This is a genomic window from Falsiroseomonas algicola (genome assembly GCF_011040385.1).
GTDB lineage: Bacteria > Pseudomonadota > Alphaproteobacteria > Acetobacterales > Acetobacteraceae > Falsiroseomonas > Falsiroseomonas algicola.
Genome location: NZ_JAAIKB010000008.1, coordinates 233,376 through 247,839, shown reverse-complemented (window position 1 = coordinate 247,839; position 14,464 = coordinate 233,376). Strand labels below are relative to the sequence as shown.

At 71.5% G+C, this 14,464-nt stretch carries 18 protein-coding genes and 1 tRNA gene; 4 read left to right on the top strand and 15 right to left on the bottom strand.

Annotation, left to right across the window (positions count from 1 at the left end):
• Nucleotides 1-37 precede the first annotated feature (37 nt).
• Complete coding sequence (locus G3576_RS20105) at nucleotides 38-664, bottom strand: glutathione S-transferase family protein (protein WP_164696219.1); 627 nt, start codon at nucleotides 662-664, stop codon at nucleotides 38-40.
• Nucleotides 665-758: 94 nt separating this feature from the next.
• On the opposite strand from G3576_RS20105, the gene G3576_RS20100 reads away from it, so the two are divergent.
• The 3 genes from G3576_RS20100 (at nucleotide 759) to G3576_RS20090 (ending at nucleotide 2,831) form a co-directional block, all read left to right on the top strand.
• Nucleotides 759-1,232: a disulfide bond formation protein B gene (locus G3576_RS20100; RefSeq protein WP_164696218.1), complete on the top strand. Its 474-nt coding sequence runs from the start codon at nucleotides 759-761 to the stop codon at nucleotides 1,230-1,232.
• Nucleotides 1,232-1,789 carry a demethoxyubiquinone hydroxylase family protein gene (locus G3576_RS20095; RefSeq protein WP_164696217.1) on the top strand — a complete coding sequence of 186 codons (558 nt, stop codon included), beginning with the start codon at nucleotides 1,232-1,234 and terminating at the stop codon, nucleotides 1,787-1,789. Before G3576_RS20100 ends, G3576_RS20095 begins: the two co-directional genes overlap by 1 nt.
• 67 nt (nucleotides 1,790-1,856) lie before the next feature.
• The gene (locus G3576_RS20090) at nucleotides 1,857-2,831 is read left to right on the top strand and encodes a Bug family tripartite tricarboxylate transporter substrate binding protein (RefSeq protein ID WP_164696216.1); all 975 of its coding nucleotides are present in this window, start codon (nucleotides 1,857-1,859) and stop codon (nucleotides 2,829-2,831) included.
• 22 nt (nucleotides 2,832-2,853) lie between these two features.
• Here G3576_RS20090 and G3576_RS20085 read toward each other — a convergent pair whose 3' ends face one another.
• The gene (locus G3576_RS20085) at nucleotides 2,854-3,429 is read right to left on the bottom strand and encodes an HNH endonuclease (RefSeq protein WP_164696215.1); all 576 of its coding nucleotides are present in this window, start codon (nucleotides 3,427-3,429) and stop codon (nucleotides 2,854-2,856) included.
• Nucleotides 3,430-3,580: 151 nt separating this feature from the next.
• Nucleotides 3,581-4,231: an alpha/beta hydrolase gene (locus tag G3576_RS20080; protein ID WP_164696214.1), complete on the bottom strand. Its 651-nt coding sequence runs from the start codon at nucleotides 4,229-4,231 to the stop codon at nucleotides 3,581-3,583.
• Between the two features lie 50 nt (nucleotides 4,232-4,281).
• Between G3576_RS20080 and gluQRS the strand changes: the two genes are divergently transcribed.
• The gene (gene gluQRS, locus G3576_RS20075) at nucleotides 4,282-5,121 is read left to right on the top strand and encodes a tRNA glutamyl-Q(34) synthetase GluQRS (protein ID WP_456237350.1); all 840 of its coding nucleotides are present in this window, start codon (nucleotides 4,282-4,284) and stop codon (nucleotides 5,119-5,121) included.
• A gap of 67 nt (nucleotides 5,122-5,188) precedes the next feature.
• On the opposite strand, the gene G3576_RS20070 is transcribed toward gluQRS, so the two are convergent.
• The 12 genes from G3576_RS20070 to G3576_RS20015 all read right to left on the bottom strand — a co-directional run bounded on the left by G3576_RS20070 (nucleotide 5,189) and on the right by G3576_RS20015 (nucleotide 14,395).
• Nucleotides 5,189-5,914: an ABC transporter ATP-binding protein gene (locus G3576_RS20070; RefSeq protein WP_164696213.1), complete on the bottom strand. Its 726-nt coding sequence runs from the start codon at nucleotides 5,912-5,914 to the stop codon at nucleotides 5,189-5,191.
• Nucleotides 5,911-6,738 (bottom strand): ABC transporter ATP-binding protein, encoded by an 828-nt coding sequence (locus G3576_RS20065; RefSeq protein ID WP_164696212.1) that lies wholly within the window; start codon nucleotides 6,736-6,738, stop codon nucleotides 5,911-5,913. Before G3576_RS20065 ends, G3576_RS20070 begins: the two co-directional genes overlap by 4 nt.
• Nucleotides 6,735-8,012 (bottom strand): high-affinity branched-chain amino acid ABC transporter permease LivM, encoded by a 1,278-nt coding sequence (gene livM / locus G3576_RS20060; RefSeq protein WP_164696211.1) that lies wholly within the window; start codon nucleotides 8,010-8,012, stop codon nucleotides 6,735-6,737. The genes G3576_RS20065 and livM overlap by 4 nt, the downstream gene beginning before the upstream one ends.
• Nucleotides 8,012-8,926, bottom strand: coding sequence for a branched-chain amino acid ABC transporter permease (locus tag G3576_RS20055; protein ID WP_164696210.1), 915 nt, complete (start codon nucleotides 8,924-8,926; stop codon nucleotides 8,012-8,014). The genes livM and G3576_RS20055 overlap by 1 nt, the downstream gene beginning before the upstream one ends.
• 103 nt (nucleotides 8,927-9,029) lie before the next feature.
• Nucleotides 9,030-9,105: transfer RNA gene (locus G3576_RS20050), tRNA-Phe, on the bottom strand.
• Nucleotides 9,106-9,195: 90 nt separating this feature from the next.
• A complete protein-coding gene (locus tag G3576_RS20045) occupies nucleotides 9,196-9,378 on the bottom strand; it encodes a DNA gyrase inhibitor YacG (protein WP_164696209.1) in 183 nt (60 codons plus the stop codon).
• On the bottom strand, nucleotides 9,375-10,517 hold the full coding sequence (locus G3576_RS20040; RefSeq protein WP_164696208.1) for a ribonuclease E/G: 1,143 nt from the start codon (nucleotides 10,515-10,517) through the stop codon (nucleotides 9,375-9,377). The genes G3576_RS20045 and G3576_RS20040 overlap by 4 nt, the downstream gene beginning before the upstream one ends.
• Nucleotides 10,514-11,101, bottom strand: coding sequence for a Maf family protein (locus G3576_RS20035; RefSeq protein WP_164696207.1), 588 nt, complete (start codon nucleotides 11,099-11,101; stop codon nucleotides 10,514-10,516). Before G3576_RS20035 ends, G3576_RS20040 begins: the two co-directional genes overlap by 4 nt.
• A 19-nt stretch (nucleotides 11,102-11,120) precedes the next feature.
• A complete protein-coding gene (gene infA, locus G3576_RS20030; protein WP_092956859.1) occupies nucleotides 11,121-11,339 on the bottom strand; it encodes a translation initiation factor IF-1 in 219 nt (72 codons plus the stop codon).
• 147 nt (nucleotides 11,340-11,486) lie between these two features.
• A complete protein-coding gene (hisD, locus tag G3576_RS20025; protein WP_164696206.1) occupies nucleotides 11,487-12,794 on the bottom strand; it encodes a histidinol dehydrogenase in 1,308 nt (435 codons plus the stop codon).
• Nucleotides 12,791-13,468, bottom strand: coding sequence for an ATP phosphoribosyltransferase (gene hisG, locus G3576_RS20020; protein ID WP_164696205.1), 678 nt, complete (start codon nucleotides 13,466-13,468; stop codon nucleotides 12,791-12,793). Before hisG ends, hisD begins: the two co-directional genes overlap by 4 nt.
• A gap of 105 nt (nucleotides 13,469-13,573) precedes the next feature.
• Nucleotides 13,574-14,395: an NAD kinase gene (locus G3576_RS20015; protein WP_164696204.1), complete on the bottom strand. Its 822-nt coding sequence runs from the start codon at nucleotides 14,393-14,395 to the stop codon at nucleotides 13,574-13,576.
• Between the last annotated feature and the right edge of the window lie 69 nt (nucleotides 14,396-14,464).

The following is a 14,464-nucleotide window of genomic DNA, read 5'->3' as shown; positions in this document are numbered from 1 at the left end:
CCCTCGCCAGGGTCGAAGGCGACCCTGGACCGCCGGGTTACACCAGCGGGCCGGCGAGGTGCTTCTGGAAGCCGGGGTGCTGCATGAGCCGGTCGTACCAGGCGCGGAGCGCCGGCATGGGCGCGCGCTCGATCGGCATGGCGAACCAGCGATGCAGGTAGGGGCCGAGCGCGATGTCGGCCAGCGTCAGCGAATCCCCGCAGAGATAGGGGTGCTGCGCCACCTTGGCATCGACCATGGCCCAGAGCGCCTCGGCCTCCGCCCGCGCCTTGTGCGTCGCGGGCCAGTCGCGCTCGGCCTCCGGGATGCGGACATAGGTGAAGAAGACCGTCGTCATCGGCCGGTTGAGCGAGGCCAGCTGCCAGTCCATCCAGCGCTCCACATCCGCGGCCAGGCGCGGATCGGCGGGATACAGCGCATGGCCAGGCGCGTGCTGGCGCACGAGGTAGCGGCAGATGCTGTTGCTCTCCCACAGCGTGAAGCCGTCCGGCTCCTCGATGGTGGGAACGAGGGCGTTGGGGTTCTTGGCGAGGTAGTCGGGATCCTTCGTGCGGCCGAAGGCGCCGCCGGCATCGATGCGGGTGAAGGGGATGGACAACTCCTCGCAGAGCCAGAGCACCTTCATGACGTTGGACGAACTCGCCCGGCCCCAGATGGTCAGCATGTCGGCGTCTCCCGCGATCGATGCGGGGCAGGCTAGGTCCGGGCGCGGGTGTGGTCCAGTTGCCGGCACGCGGGGGTTGGAGGATGAAAGGCGCATGATGTCCTCCCTGATGGTGGCGGGCCTCGCGGCCGCGGCACCGCTGATCGCCCTCGGCACGGAACGCTGGCCGGGCCTGGCGCCCTGCGCCCTCTGCCTCTGGCAGCGCTGGCCCTATTGGGTGGCGGCGGCGCTGGCCGTGGCGGCAGCCTTCGTGCCGGAAAGGCTACGGCCGTGGCTGCTGCGGGCGGCGGGGGTGGCGGTGCTGGTCTCCGGCGCCATCGCGGTGCTGCATGTCGGCGTGGAGCAGGGGTGGTGGCCCTCGCCCCTGCCGGCCTGCCAGGCGCCGTCCATCGCGCCCGGCGCCAGCGTGGACGACCTGCTGCGCAGCCTGAATCCCGCGCCCAACAAGCCCTGCGACGAGGCGACCTACCTGATTCCGGGCCTCCCCCTTTCCATGGCGATGATGAACCTGATCTATGCGGCGGGCCTGGCGGCTTTCGCCTTCAGCCGGGCCGCACGGAGGGGTTGATGCCGAACCGAGAGACCGCCGAGCGACGCCTGCCCGGGGACCCGACGCCGCGGGAGTATGTCGCGCGCACCATCCGCGTGGACCATGCCGGCGAATATGGCGCGCGGCGGATCTATGAGGGCCAGCTGGCGGTGCTCGGGCGGACGAAATACGGCCCGATCCTGGAACACATGAAGGCGCAGGAGCAGGTGCACCTCGACACCTTCGCCGGCCTGATCGCCAAGCGCCGCGTGCGGCCGACGGCGCTGCTGCCGGTCTGGCATGTCGCGGGCTTCGCGCTCGGCGCCGCCACCGCGCTGCTGGGCCACCGCGCCGCCATGGCCTGCACCGTGGCGGTGGAGGAGGCGATCGACGAGCATTACCGCGCCCAGGCGGAGACGCTGGGCGATGACGAGGCGCCGCTGCGTGCGGATATCGAGCGCTTCCGGGCGGAGGAGCTGGAGCATCGCGACATCGGGCTCGAGCATGAGGCCGAGCAGGCGCCGGCCTACCGGCTGCTGAGCGCGGCGATCAAGGCGGGCTGCAAGGTGGCGATCAAGGTGAGCGAGCGGGTCTGACGCCGTCTTGCGGGATGGCGGAGTGGCGTGCGATCCCGGGACCGCCGAACCGGGAGAGAGACCTGCCATGAACCGCCGCAGCCTTCTTGCCACCGCGATCACGCTGCCGGCGCTGGCCGCGCCGGGCACGCTCCGCGCCCAGTCCTGGCCGGACCGGCCGATCCGCCTGGTCGTGCCCTTCGCGGCCGGCACCAGCACGGACATCATCGGGCGGATGATCGGGGGGCAGATCTCCCGCGGGCTGGGCGGGCATACGGTGGTGGTGGACAACCGCTCCGGCGCCGGCGGCACCATCGGCTCCGCCGCCGTGGCGCAGGCGCCGGCGGATGGGCACACCATCCTGCTCGGCACCATCGGCACCCATGCGGTGAACCCGAACCTGATGCCGAACCTGGCCTACAACCCGGTGCGGGACTTCACGCCGCTCTTCCTGCATTCCAAGACCGCGCTGCTGCTGGTGGTGCGGCCGCAGCTCGGCCCGCGGACCATGGCGGAGTTCGTGGCCATGGCGAAGGCGCGGCCGCTCTCCGTCGGCACCTCCGGCACCGGCACGGCCGGGCACCTGAACCATGCGGTGATGAGCGAGGCGACGGGCACCAGCACCACCCATGTGCCCTATCGCGATGGCGCGCAGGCGATGACGGATGCGCTGAGCGGCACGCTGAACGCCATGTTCTACCACACCCAGTTCGTGCGTTCGCAGATCGAGGCCGGGCAGCTCATCGGCCTTGGCATCACCGGCGCGCAGCGCAGCCCGCTGCTGCCCAACGTGCCGACCTTCGCGGAGCAGGGTCTGCCCGCCATCAATGCGGAGGGCTGGTGGGCCATGTTCGGGCCGGCCAACCTGCCCGCGCCCGTCACGCAGCGCCTGTCCGGCATCCTCGCGGCCTCCCTCAACGAGGCCGAGACACGCGCGACGCTGGAGCGCAACGGGGTGGAGGCGATCGGCGGCGGGCCGGAGGCGCTGGCGCGCTACCAGCGGGAGGAGCTGGAGCGCTGGGGCGCCGTGATCCGCCGCGCCAACATCACGGCGGATTCGTGAGGGGCGGGGCGGAAGCCCCCGCTCAATTCTCCAGCTCGGAATCCCAGTAGAGGTAGTCCCGCCAGCTCTCATGCAGGTAGTTCGGCGGGAAGGACCTTCCGTTCTCCTGCAGCTCCCAGCTGGTGGGCTGCCGGGGGGGCAGGCGGGGGACCATCTGGCATTCCCGCGGCAGCTTGTTGGCCTTGCGCAGATTGCAGGGCCCGCAGGCCGTGACGACGTTCTCCCAGGTCGTGCGCCCGCCGCGGCTGCGGGGGATGACGTGGTCGAAGGTCAGGTCCTGGGTCGGCTTCGGGTTGCCGCAATACTGGCAGGCGAAGCTGTCGCGCAGGAAGACGTTGAAGCGGGTGAAGGCCGGGCGCCGCGCGGCGGGGATGTATTCCTTCAACGCGATGACGCTCGGCAGGCGCATGGTCATGCGCGGCGAATGGACCTCCGCCTCGTATTCCGACAGCACCGAGACGCGGTCGAGAAAGACGGCCTTCACGGCGTCCTGCCAGGCCCAGACGGAGAGCGGGAAATAGGACAGTGGCCGGAAATCCGCGTTCAGCACGAGCGCGGGGAAGGACTGTCCTGCAACGAAGTGTCCGCCATCAGGCAAGTGCCACTCCTCGGAATGGCAGCGCACCCAGTCCTGGGGCCGTCAACGTCAGTAAGGCCCCAGATGCTGTGGCTTAGCTGCGATGTCGCGGTCTTTGTGCCAGTGCGAAGGGGGCGGCGCAACCGGCGATCTCCGATGTTTCATCACCCCGTCATGCGGCCGGCCCCAGCGCCTTCTGCAGCGCCAGCGCGCCGAGGCTGATGCCGGCCTCGTCGATGCCGTGGCCGAGGCCCGGGCGGAAGGCGGCCTCCACCGCCAGGCCCGCGGCCTCGATGGCGGCGAGGGCGTTGCGGCTGGCGCCGGCGGGGACGACCTCATCCTCCTCCCCATGCACGATCAGCACGGCGGGGCCGGGGCCGGGGGGCACGAGGCAGGGCAGGGCGCCGGAATAGGCGAGCAGGGCGGCGGCCTGGCGCGCCTGGTGCAGGCCGACCCGCAGCGTCATCATCGCGCCCTGGCTGAAGCCCATGATGGCGACGCGGTCCCAGCCCAGGCCGAGCGCCGCGCGCTGCCCGTCGATCCAGGCGAAGAGGGCGCCGGCGGCCGCATCGGCGCCGGCGGCGATGGCGATGGGGCGGCGGTCCTGCAGGCTGAACCATTGGCGGCCATAGGGGGCGAGGTCGCAGGCCTCCGGCGCATGGGGGGCGATGAACAGCGCGCCGGGCACGGCCTTGCCCCAGCCGGGGGCCAGGTCGATCAGATCGAAGCCATCGGCGCCGACGCCGTGCAGCAGCACGACCAGCGCATTGGGCGCGCCGCCCGCGGCCGGGCCCCAGCGCGGGCCCTCCTCCTCATCACGCATGGTCCCGTCCCCGTGTTGCGACGCAGCAGAAGATGGGCAGGATGACGGGGATGACCATGATCGTCACGCGCTTCGCCCCCAGCCCGACCGGGTTCCTGCATCTCGGCCACGTCCATTCGGCCCTGGCGGGCTGGAATCGGGCGCGCCAGGCGGGTGGGCGTTTCCTGCTGCGGATCGAGGATATCGACGCCACGCGCTGCCGGCCGGAGTTCGCGGCGGCGATCGAGGAGGACCTCCGCTGGCTGGGCATCGACTGGGATGGGCCGGTGCGCGTGCAGTCGCGGTATTTCGCGGATTACCGGGTGTCGCTGGACCGGCTGGCGGGGATGGGGCTGCTCTATCCCTGCTTCTGCACCCGCGCCGAGATCGCCCGCGAGATCGCGGCGAGCGGGGGGGCACCGCAGGGGCCGGACGGGCCGCTCTATCCCGGTACCTGCCGGCGGCTGTCGGCGGCGGAGCGGGAGGCGCGGATGGCGCGGGGCGACCCCTTCGCGCTGCGACTCGACATGGCGGCGGCGGTGGCGCGGGTGGGGGCGCTGGACTTCGAGGAGGAGGGACGAGGGCGGCTGCGTTGCGACCCCGCGCGCTTCGGCGATGTGGTGCTGGCGCGGAAGGAGGTGCCGGCGAGCTACCACCTCTGTGTCACTCATGACGATGCGCGGGATGGCGTGACGGTGGTGACGCGCGGCGAGGATCTGCTGCCCGCGACCGATTTGCACCGGCTGATCCAGTCGCTGATGGGCTGGCCGGAGCCCGCCTATCGGCACCATGCGCTGCTGGTCGATGCGGAGGGCCGGCGCCTGGCGAAGCGCGACGGCGCGTTGGCGGTGCGCGCGCTGCGCGAGGCCGGCCGCAGCCCGGCCGAGGTGTGCTCGATGGCCGGCCACTGACGACGGTCCAGGGCCGTCTCGGCCCTGGCATGGGGGTGCGGGGGAACAGCGTTCCCCCGCGTCATCGTCAGTGCCCCCCGCCCAGATACGCGTCCCTGATCTCCGGCCGCGCCAGCAGTTCCGCCCCCGACCCGCTCATGGTGATCCGCCCCGTGACCAGGACGTAGCCGCGATGGGCCAGGCGCAGCGCCTGGTTGGCGTTCTGCTCCACCAGCAGCACGGTCAGGCCCTCGCTCTCGTTCAGCGCCTTGATGGCGGCGAAGATCTGGCGGGAGATCAGCGGCGCGAGGCCGAGCGAGGGTTCGTCCAGCAGCAGCAGGCGCGGCTTCGACATCAGCGCGCGGCCGATGGCCAGCATCTGCTGTTCGCCGCCGGAGAGCGTGCCGCCGCGCTGGCCCTGGCGTTCGTTGAGGCGGGGGAAGAGGGCGAAGACGCGTTCCAGCCCTGGTGCCGGATCATGGCCCATGGCCTGGGCGCCCATGATCAGGTTCTCCAGCACCGTCATGCGCGGGAAGATGCGCCGGCCTTCGGGTGACTGCGCGACGCCGCGGCGGATGATCTGGTGGGTGGGCATCGCGGTGATGTCCTCGCCCTCCAGCAGGATGCGGCCCGATCGCGCGCGGGGATCGCCGCAGAGGCTCATCAGCAGGGTGGATTTGCCCGCGCCGTTGGCGCCGATCAGCGTCACGATCTCCCCGGGATCGACGTGCAGGGAGACGCCCTTCAGCGCCTCCACCGCGCCGTAGAAGGTGCGGAGGTCCTGGACCTCCAGCATGGGCGCGCTCGCGCTCATTCCTGCTCCGCCTCCCCGAGATAGGCGGCGATGACGTGGGGGTCCTGGCGGATGGCGGCGGGCGGGCCCTCGGCGATCTTCTTGCCGTGGTCGAGCACGACGACATGGTCCGAGATGCGCATGACGATGCCCATGTCGTGCTCGATCAGCAGGATGGAGGTGGGCGCGGCGCTGGTCGCGGTGCCGTCGCGGATCGAGAGCAGCAGCCGGGCCAGGTCATCCGATTCGCGCGGGTTGAGGCCGGCGGCGGGTTCGTCCAGGCAGAGCAGCGAGGGGCCCGTGCACATGGCGCGCGCGATCTCGAGCCGCCGCTGGTCGCCATAGGGCAGCGACCCCGCGGGATCATCGGCGCGGGCGATGAGGCCGATGGCGCGCAGCCATTCGGCGGCACGCTCGATGGCCGCGGCCTCGGCGGCCTTGTAGCCGGAGATGCCGAGCAGCGCGCCGATGCCGAAGCCCGTCGCGCGGTGCAGCGGGCCGTGCTGCGCGATCAGCAGGTTCTCCAGCGCCGTCATGCCGGCGAAGAGGCGGATGTTCTGGAAGGTGCGCGCCACGCCGGCGCGGGCGATGTTGTGGTCCTTCAGCGTGTTGAGGATGACCTCCCGGCCTTCATGCGTGGTCAGGCGCACCGCGCCGCCGGTCGGGCGGTAGAAGCCGGTGATGCAGTTGAAGACCGTGGTCTTGCCGGCCCCGTTCGGGCCGATCAGCGCGGTGATGGTGCCGCGCGGAACCTCGAAGCTGACGCGATCGACGGCGAGCAGCCCGCCGAAGCGCATGGTCAGTTCCTCGACGCTGAGGATGTCGGGGACGAGGGTCGTGCTCATCCCCGGCCCTCGCTCACATAGTCGGACCCGATGGAGCGTTTCTGGCCGAGGGCGACGGTGGGGGTGCGCGATCCCACCAGGCCGCGGGGCCGCAGCACCATGATGATCACCATCGCCGCGCCGAAGACGAGCATCCGCCATTCATCGAGGTCGCGGAACAGCTCGAACCCCCCGATCATGACGATGGCGGCGACGGCGACGCCGACCTGGCTGCCGAGCCCGCCCAGCACCACGATCGCCAGGATGATGGCGCTTTCGATGAAGGTGAAGCTTTCCGGGCTGATGAAGGCCTGGCGCGTCGCGAAGAAGGCGCCGGCGAAGCCGCCGAACATGGCGCCGAGCGCGAAGGCGGTGAGCTTGGTGTTGGTGACGTTGATGCCGAGTGCGCGGCAGGCGACCTCATCCTCCCGCAGCGCTTCCCAGGCACGGCCGATCGGCTGGCGGCGGATGCGGATGGTGACCCAGTTGGTCAGCAGCGCGAGGCAGAGGATCAGGTAATACAGGAACACCACGCGATGCGTCGGGCTGGGTTCCAGCCCGAAGAAGCCGGCGAAGGTGCCGGGGTCCCCCGACATGTTGAAGGGCAGGCCGAAGAAGGTGGGGCGCGGGATGCCGCTGATGCCGTTCGGCCCGCCCGTCAGGTCCACCCAGTTCAGCAGCACGATGCGGATGATCTCGCCGAAGGCGAGCGTCACGATGGCGAGGTAGTCGCCCCGCAGCCGCAGCACGGGGAAGCCCAGCAGGATGCCCCAGAAAGCGGCCAGGATGCCCGCCAGCGGCAGGCAGACCCAGAAGGAGAGGCCGAAATACTGCGCCAGCAGCGCGTAGGAATAGGCGCCGACGGCGTAGAAGGCGACGTAGCCGAGGTCGAGCAGCCCCGCGAGGCCGACCACGATGTTGAGCCCCCAGCCCAGCATGACATAGGTCAGCACGAGGATGGCGAGGTCGAGCTCGTAGCGCCCGATGCCCGGGATGGCGGGCAGCACCACCGCCACCACCAGCAGCCCCATGCCGAAGAAGGCGCCGGCCTTGGCGAGCGGCGCGGCGAGGGAGCCGCCTGCATTCGTCAGGAAGCGCGGCGTGACCCAGAGGCCGATGGCGAGCCGCCCGGCGAAGACCAGGGCACAGACCATCGCCAACTCCGTCCAGCGCGTGCGCAGGAACAGCGCGCCGGTCGGGCTGACATCGGTGCGAAGCCCGACCATGACGACGAAGAGGCCGAAGGCGATGGCGGTGGCCTTGGCGGCGTCCCGCAGCGCGGCGCTGAATGCCATCAGACCTTTTCCACTTCCTGCCGGCCGAGCAGCCCGGTCGGCATGAAGATCAGCACGATGGCGAGGATGGAGAAGGCCGCGACGTCCTTGTACTGGACGGAGAAATAGGCGGACCAGAAGGTCTCGATCAGGCCGATCAGCAGCCCGCCGAGCACCGCCCCGGGCAACGACCCGATGCCCCCCAGCACCGCGGCGGTGAAGGCTTTCACCCCCGCCAGGAAGCCGATGTAGAAGTCGATCACGCCATAGCGCAGCAGGTAGAGCGTGCCCGCCACCGCGGCCAGCGAGGCGCCGATGACGAAGGTCAGGCTGATGGTGCGGTCCGTGTCGATGCCGAGAAGCGACGCCATCTTCCGGTCCTGCTCGCAGGCGCGCATGGCGCGCCCCAGGGGTGTCTTCGTCACCAGCCAGGTGAAGATCGCCAGCACCGCGAGCGTCGAGGCGATGATCAGCATCTGCATGTAGGAGAGCTGGACGACGAAGGTCCCCTCCCGCATCAGCTCGATGCCGCCGGGCAGCTGCGGCTCCAGCGGCTTCACGCGGGCGCCCTGGCTGACCTGCACGAAGTTCTGCAGCACGATCGACATGCCGATGGCGGAGATCAGCGGCGCCAGGCGGAAGCTGCCGCGCAGCGGGCGATAGGCGATTCGCTCCACCGTCCAGCCATAGAGCGCGGTGAAGGCCATGGAGATCGCCAGCACCAGCAGGATGGCGGCCGGGCCCTCCATCAGCCCGCCCGAGACCAGCATCACCATGGCGGTCAGCGCCACGAAGGCGCCGATCATGAAGATGTCGCCATGGGCGAAGTTGATCATGCCGATGATGCCATAGACCATGGTGTAGCCCACCGCGATCAGGCCGTAGATCATGCCGAGGCTGACGCCGTTGATCAGCTGCTGCAGCGCATAGGCCAAGGCGTGTTGTCCTTCTCCCGGGTCACCGAACGGTCAACGAAGCGCGGCACCCGCGCAAGGGAATTCCCTGCCGGATTGTGGGACGCGATGCGAGGGAGGAGGATGGTGCCCAGGGCCGGAATCGAACCAGCGACACTGCGATTTTCAGTCGCATGCTCTACCAACTGAGCTACCTGGGCCCAAGCCAAGGCCGGTGAACCGGCCCGCCGTAGAGGAGGCGGGAGATAGCGAATGCGATCTGGGCTGTCCACCCCCCCATCCGCAGCGTCTCACGCCTCCTCGTCGGCATCCGGTTCCGGCTTCACCGGCACGGCGTAGTCGCCCGACAGCCAGCGGCCGAGGTCGATCTGCTGGCAGCGGTCGGAACAGAAGGGGCTGCCGGGCCGGGCGGGGGCGCGGTTGCAGATGGGGCAGCGACGGGTGGTGGGGCGGCGGGGCGGGTCCTGGCTCATCCGCGGTCTTCCTCGATTCTCTCCTGTCCCGGGCGCAGCGCCGGGTCCGGTCGCAACGCCAGGGGACGGCCGGTGGCGGCGCGGTATTCCGCCAGCGCCAGGGGAAGCCGCGTGGCGGCCTCCGCCACCTCCGGCGCCGCGCGCAGCGCCAGCGCGACCTGGGGGCGGGCGGCGGCATCCCGCGCCATGGCCCGCAGTGCCGCCAGCAGGCGGGTGGCAGGGGAGGGCGGGGTGCCCAGCACCTCATGCCAGGGGGGATGCACGCGGCGGCGCATGATCTCGACCAGGCCCATCCGCGTGACGCCCATCAGCGCCGGCTCCAGCGGGTCCCCCGCCAGCGCCTTCTCCAGCGGGGGCAGCACGGTCGGGCGCTTGCGGATGGGCAGGCCCGCGAAATCCACCACAATGGCGCCCGACAGGTTGCGCAGCCGGATCTGGCGGGCGACTTCCACGGCCGCGGCCTCGTTCACGCGGGCGGGGGCGGCGGCATCGCCCAGGCCGGCAGCGCGCCCGCCATCGACATCGATGGCGACCAGCGCCGGGGTGGGGTGGATGTGCAGGCGGAGCCCGCCGGGCAGCTCCACCACCGGCTCGGCCAACTCGGCGAAGGCCGATTCGGTCGCCTCGTCGAAGGCGCGGCCCTGCACCAGGCGCGCGCGGTCTCGGCCGAGGGCGGCCACCACGGCGGCGCTGTCGGTCTCCACCGGCAGGGTCGGGAAGAGCCGGGCCAGGCGCTCCGCGGCGCCGGGGCCGCGGGCCAGGAGTTGCGGCTTGCGGTTGGCGGGGAGCGGCGGCGGCGCCTCCACCCGCATGGTCACGCGCGGGCCCTTGCCGCCCTGCGCGGCGCGCGTCACGCGCACCACCACCCAATCGCCCTCGCCGACCGCCTTGCCGATGGGGCGGCGCGGGGGCGGGGTCTCGCTTTCCGGCAGGAAGCCCGTCTCGCCGCCGGCGATCTCGACGAAGGCGCCGCTCATGGCGGCGGAGACGGCGGTGACGCGGCCGAGATGCAGGTCGCCGACGCCATCCGGCAGGTCCGGCCGGTCGATCGCCGCCAGGTGCAACCCGCCATCCCGCAGCACCGCCACAAGGCGCTCGCCCGGGGAGGCGCTGACCAGGATCCGGTCGGCCCCGCTCACGGGGTCAGCCAGCCGGCGCCCCGGAGAAGCTGCGCCGTCTCGAACAGCGGCAGGCCGACCACGTTGGAATGGCTGCCCGAGAGGAAGCGCACGAAGGCCTCGGCGCGCTTCTGGATCTGGTAGCCGCCGGCGGCGCCCTGCCATTCGCCGGAAGCGACGTAATCCTCCATCTGCGCCGCGGTCAGCCGCTGGAAGCCGAGGATGGTCACGACCTCCCGCCTCGACCGCTTGCCATCGGGGCGGATCAGGCAGAGCCCGGTGGTGACGCGGTGGCGGCGGCCGGAGAGCAGCGCCAGGAACTTCGCGGCTTCGGCCGCATCCGCCGGCTTGTTCAGCACGCGGCGGCCCACGCCGACGACGGTATCGGCGGCCAGCACCAGGCAATCCGGGCATTGCGCCGCGACCGCTTCGGCCTTGGCCACGGCCAGGCGGCCGGCGAGCGCGCGCGGAAGCTCCGCCTTGCGCGGCGTCTCGTCGATGTCGGCGGGCAGCACGCGGTCCGGCACCACGCCGATGCGCGCCAGCAACTCCAGCCGGCGGGGGCTGGCGGAGGCAAGGACCAGGGGCGGGCGGGGGGTGGGCATCGGGACGCCCGCCTTGCCGCTACTTGAAGCGGAAGGTGATGCGGCCCTTGGTCAGGTCATACGGCGTCATCTCGACGTTCACGCGGTCACCGGCCAGGACGCGGATGCGGTTCTTGCGCATCTTCCCGCTGGTATGGGCGAGCACCATGTGGTCGTTGTCGAGCTTCACGCGGAACATCGCGTTGGGCAGCAGCTCCACCACGGTGCCGCTGAACTCGATCATGTCCTCTTTCGACATGCAGATCCTTCATCGGAGTCGGCGGGGCCCATCCGGGCCCCGGGAGGTCGTGAGGGCCTGTCCGGACCCCAGGGGGTCAGGCACAGGGCCGGGGATGGCGCGGGGGGCGCAAGGCGGCGCGGAACATGAGCGCCACGGCGCCCGCGGTCAAGGACGGTTGTCCTGTTTCGTCAGCCGCGCCGCCACGCTGAGGCCATGGGCGGTGAGGCCCTCGGCCTTCGCCAGCACCACCGCGGCGGGCCCGATGGCGGCGATGCCGGCCGCGGACGCCTCCACCCAGGTGGTGCGCTTCAGGAAGTCGAAGACGGACAGGCCGGAGGCGAAGCGGGCGGTGCGGCCGGTGGGCAGCACGTGGTTCGGTCCCGCCACATAGTCGCCCAGCGCTTCCGGGCAATGGCGGCCCAGGAAGGCGGCGCCGGCATGGCGGATGCGGGCGAAAAGGGCGCGCGGATCCTCCACCATGATCTGCAGGTGCTCCGGCGCCAGGCGGTTGGTCAGCGCCACGGCCTGGTCCCAGCTCTCCACCACGATCACCGCGCCATGGGCGCGCCAGGAGGCGGAAGCGATCGCGGCGCGGGGCAGCGTCTCCAGCGCGCGCTCCACCGCCGCCACCACGGCATCAGCGAAGGCGGGCTCGTCCGTGATCAGGATGGATTGCGCGGCCTCGTCATGCTCGGCCTGGGCCAGCAGGTCGAGCGCCACGTGATCGGCGTCGTTCAGCCCATCGGCCAGGATGACCACCTCGGAGGGGCCGGCGATGCTGTCGATGCCGACCCGGCCGAAGGCCTGGCGCTTGGCCTCGGCCACATAGGCATTGCCTGGGCCGACGATGCGATCGACCGGCGCGATGGAGGCCGTGCCCCAGGCCAACGCCGCCACCGCCTGCGCGCCGCCGACGCGCCAGATCTCGCTGACGCCGGCAAGGCGGGCCGCCGCCAGCACCAGCGGGTTCAGCACGCCATCGGGGGTGGGCACGCACATGGCGATGCGCTGCACGCCGGCGACGCGGGCCGGCAGCGCGTTCATCAGGACGGAGGAGGGATAGGCCGCCTTGCCGCCCGGGACATAGAGCCCGACCGCATCGATGGCGCCCCAGCGCATGCCGGTCGCGATCCCCGCCCCGTCATCGAGGGCGATGTCGCGCGGCAGCTGCGCCGCGTGGAAGGCCTCGATCCGCTGCGCCGCCAGCGCCAGCGCGTCGCGCTGGTCGGCCGGGATTCCGGCGGTCGCCTGCTCGATCTCGGCCTCCGTCACGCGCAGGGCCGCGGCATCGGCGGGGGACCAGCGGTCGAAGCGGCGGGTCAGGTCCAGCAGGGCGGCATCGCCCTCCGCCTGGATGGACTGGATGATGCCGGCGACGGCGGCATCGACCTTGGCGGTGGTGTCCCGCGCCTCGTCCAGCAGGGCCTGGAAGGCGGCCTCGAAGCCCGGATCGGTGGTGGCGAGGCGCTTCACGCCGCTTCTCCTGCGGCGAGGGCCGCACGGAAGCGGGCGATCCAGGCGCCGATCGCCTCCGGCTGGGTCTTCAGCGCGGTGCGATTGACGATGAGGCGGGATGTCACGGTGGCGATCACTTCCGATTCGACCAGGCCATTCGCCTTCAAGGTGGACCCCGTCTGCACCAGGTCAACGATGACGCGGGCGAGCCCGAGGGAAGGGGCCAGTTCCATGGCGCCGTTCAGGTGCACCACCTCCGCCTGGATGCCGCGCGCGGCGAAGTGGCGGTGGGCGATGGTCGGGTATTTCGTCGCGACCGTGACGCGGGACCAGGCGCCCATGTCCTGGTGTCCCGCCGTCGCCACCGGCTCCGCCACGGAAACCCGGCAGCGCCCGATGCCGAGGTCGAGCGGCGCATAGATCTGGTCGTAGTCGAATTCCATCAGCACATCGGCGCCGCAGACGCCGATCTGCGCCGCGCCATGGGCCACGAAGGTCGCGACATCGAAGGACCGCACCCGCACCACGTCGAGGCCCGGGTTGTTCGTCTCGAAGCGCAGGCGGCGGCTGTCCTCGTCCCGGAAATCGGCGGCGGGCTCGATCCCCGCGCGGCTCAGCAGCGGCCGCAATTCCTTCAGGATGCGGCCTTTCGGCAGGGCCAGCACGAGGGGGGCGGCGGTTACGGCGGTCATGGGCGCGCTTGGCTCGATGCTTCCAGGGTCGGGGCCAGCGGGCCGGCGACGCCGGGGCGGATCGCAGATGAGGGGGCTGGCGTCAACCGCGTCCCCCTTCCGGGGTCACACCGTGAACTGCTCCGCGATGATGCGCTCCGACAGGCCGTGGTCGGGGTCGAAGAGCATGGTCAGGGTCACGGCGCGGTTCTCCCGTACCTCGACCCGCCGCACATCGCGCACCTCCGTATAGTCGGCGACGGCCGCGACCGGGCGCTTCTGGGGCTCCAGCACGTCGAAGACCACGGAGGCCTCCGCCGGCAGCAGCGCCCCGCGCCAGCGCCGGGGGCGGAAGGCGGAAATGGGCGTCAGCGGCAGCAAATTGGCGCCCAGCGGGATGATCGGGCCATGCGCGGAGAGGTTGTAGGCCGTGCTGCCGGCCGGGGTGGAGACCAGCACGCCGTCGCAGATCAGCTCGGAAAGCCTCTCCTTGCCATCGACCAGGATGCGGATCTTGGCGGCCTGGCGGGTCTCCCGCAGCAGGGAGACCTCGTTGATGGCCAGCGCCTCCACCGAGGGGCCTTCGCCCACGAAGGCACGCATGTGCAGGGGATGGAGCTGCGCGGCCTGGGCGGCGGCGAGGCGTTCCATCAGCCCCTCCAGCCGGAACTCGTTCATCAGGAAGCCGACGCTGCCGCAATTCATGCCATAGACCGGCAGGTTGCGGCCCAGCATCCGGTGCTGGGTTTCGAGCATCAGCCCATCGCCGCCCAGCGCGACCACGATGCGCGCCTCATCCAGCGGCGCGTTGCCATAGGCGGCCTCCAGCCGCGCCAGCGCCTCCCCGGCCTGGTCGGTGGCGGCGGCGACGAAGGCGATGCGGCCGGCGAGCGGGGCGGGATCGGGCGCCACCGGGGGTGGCGCCGCGCTTCCCGTGGCAAGGCTCATGCGGCCGGACTCCTGGAGAATTCAGGCCATGAAGCCCTGCCGCGATGGCCGGGGCAAGAAGGGGAAGGG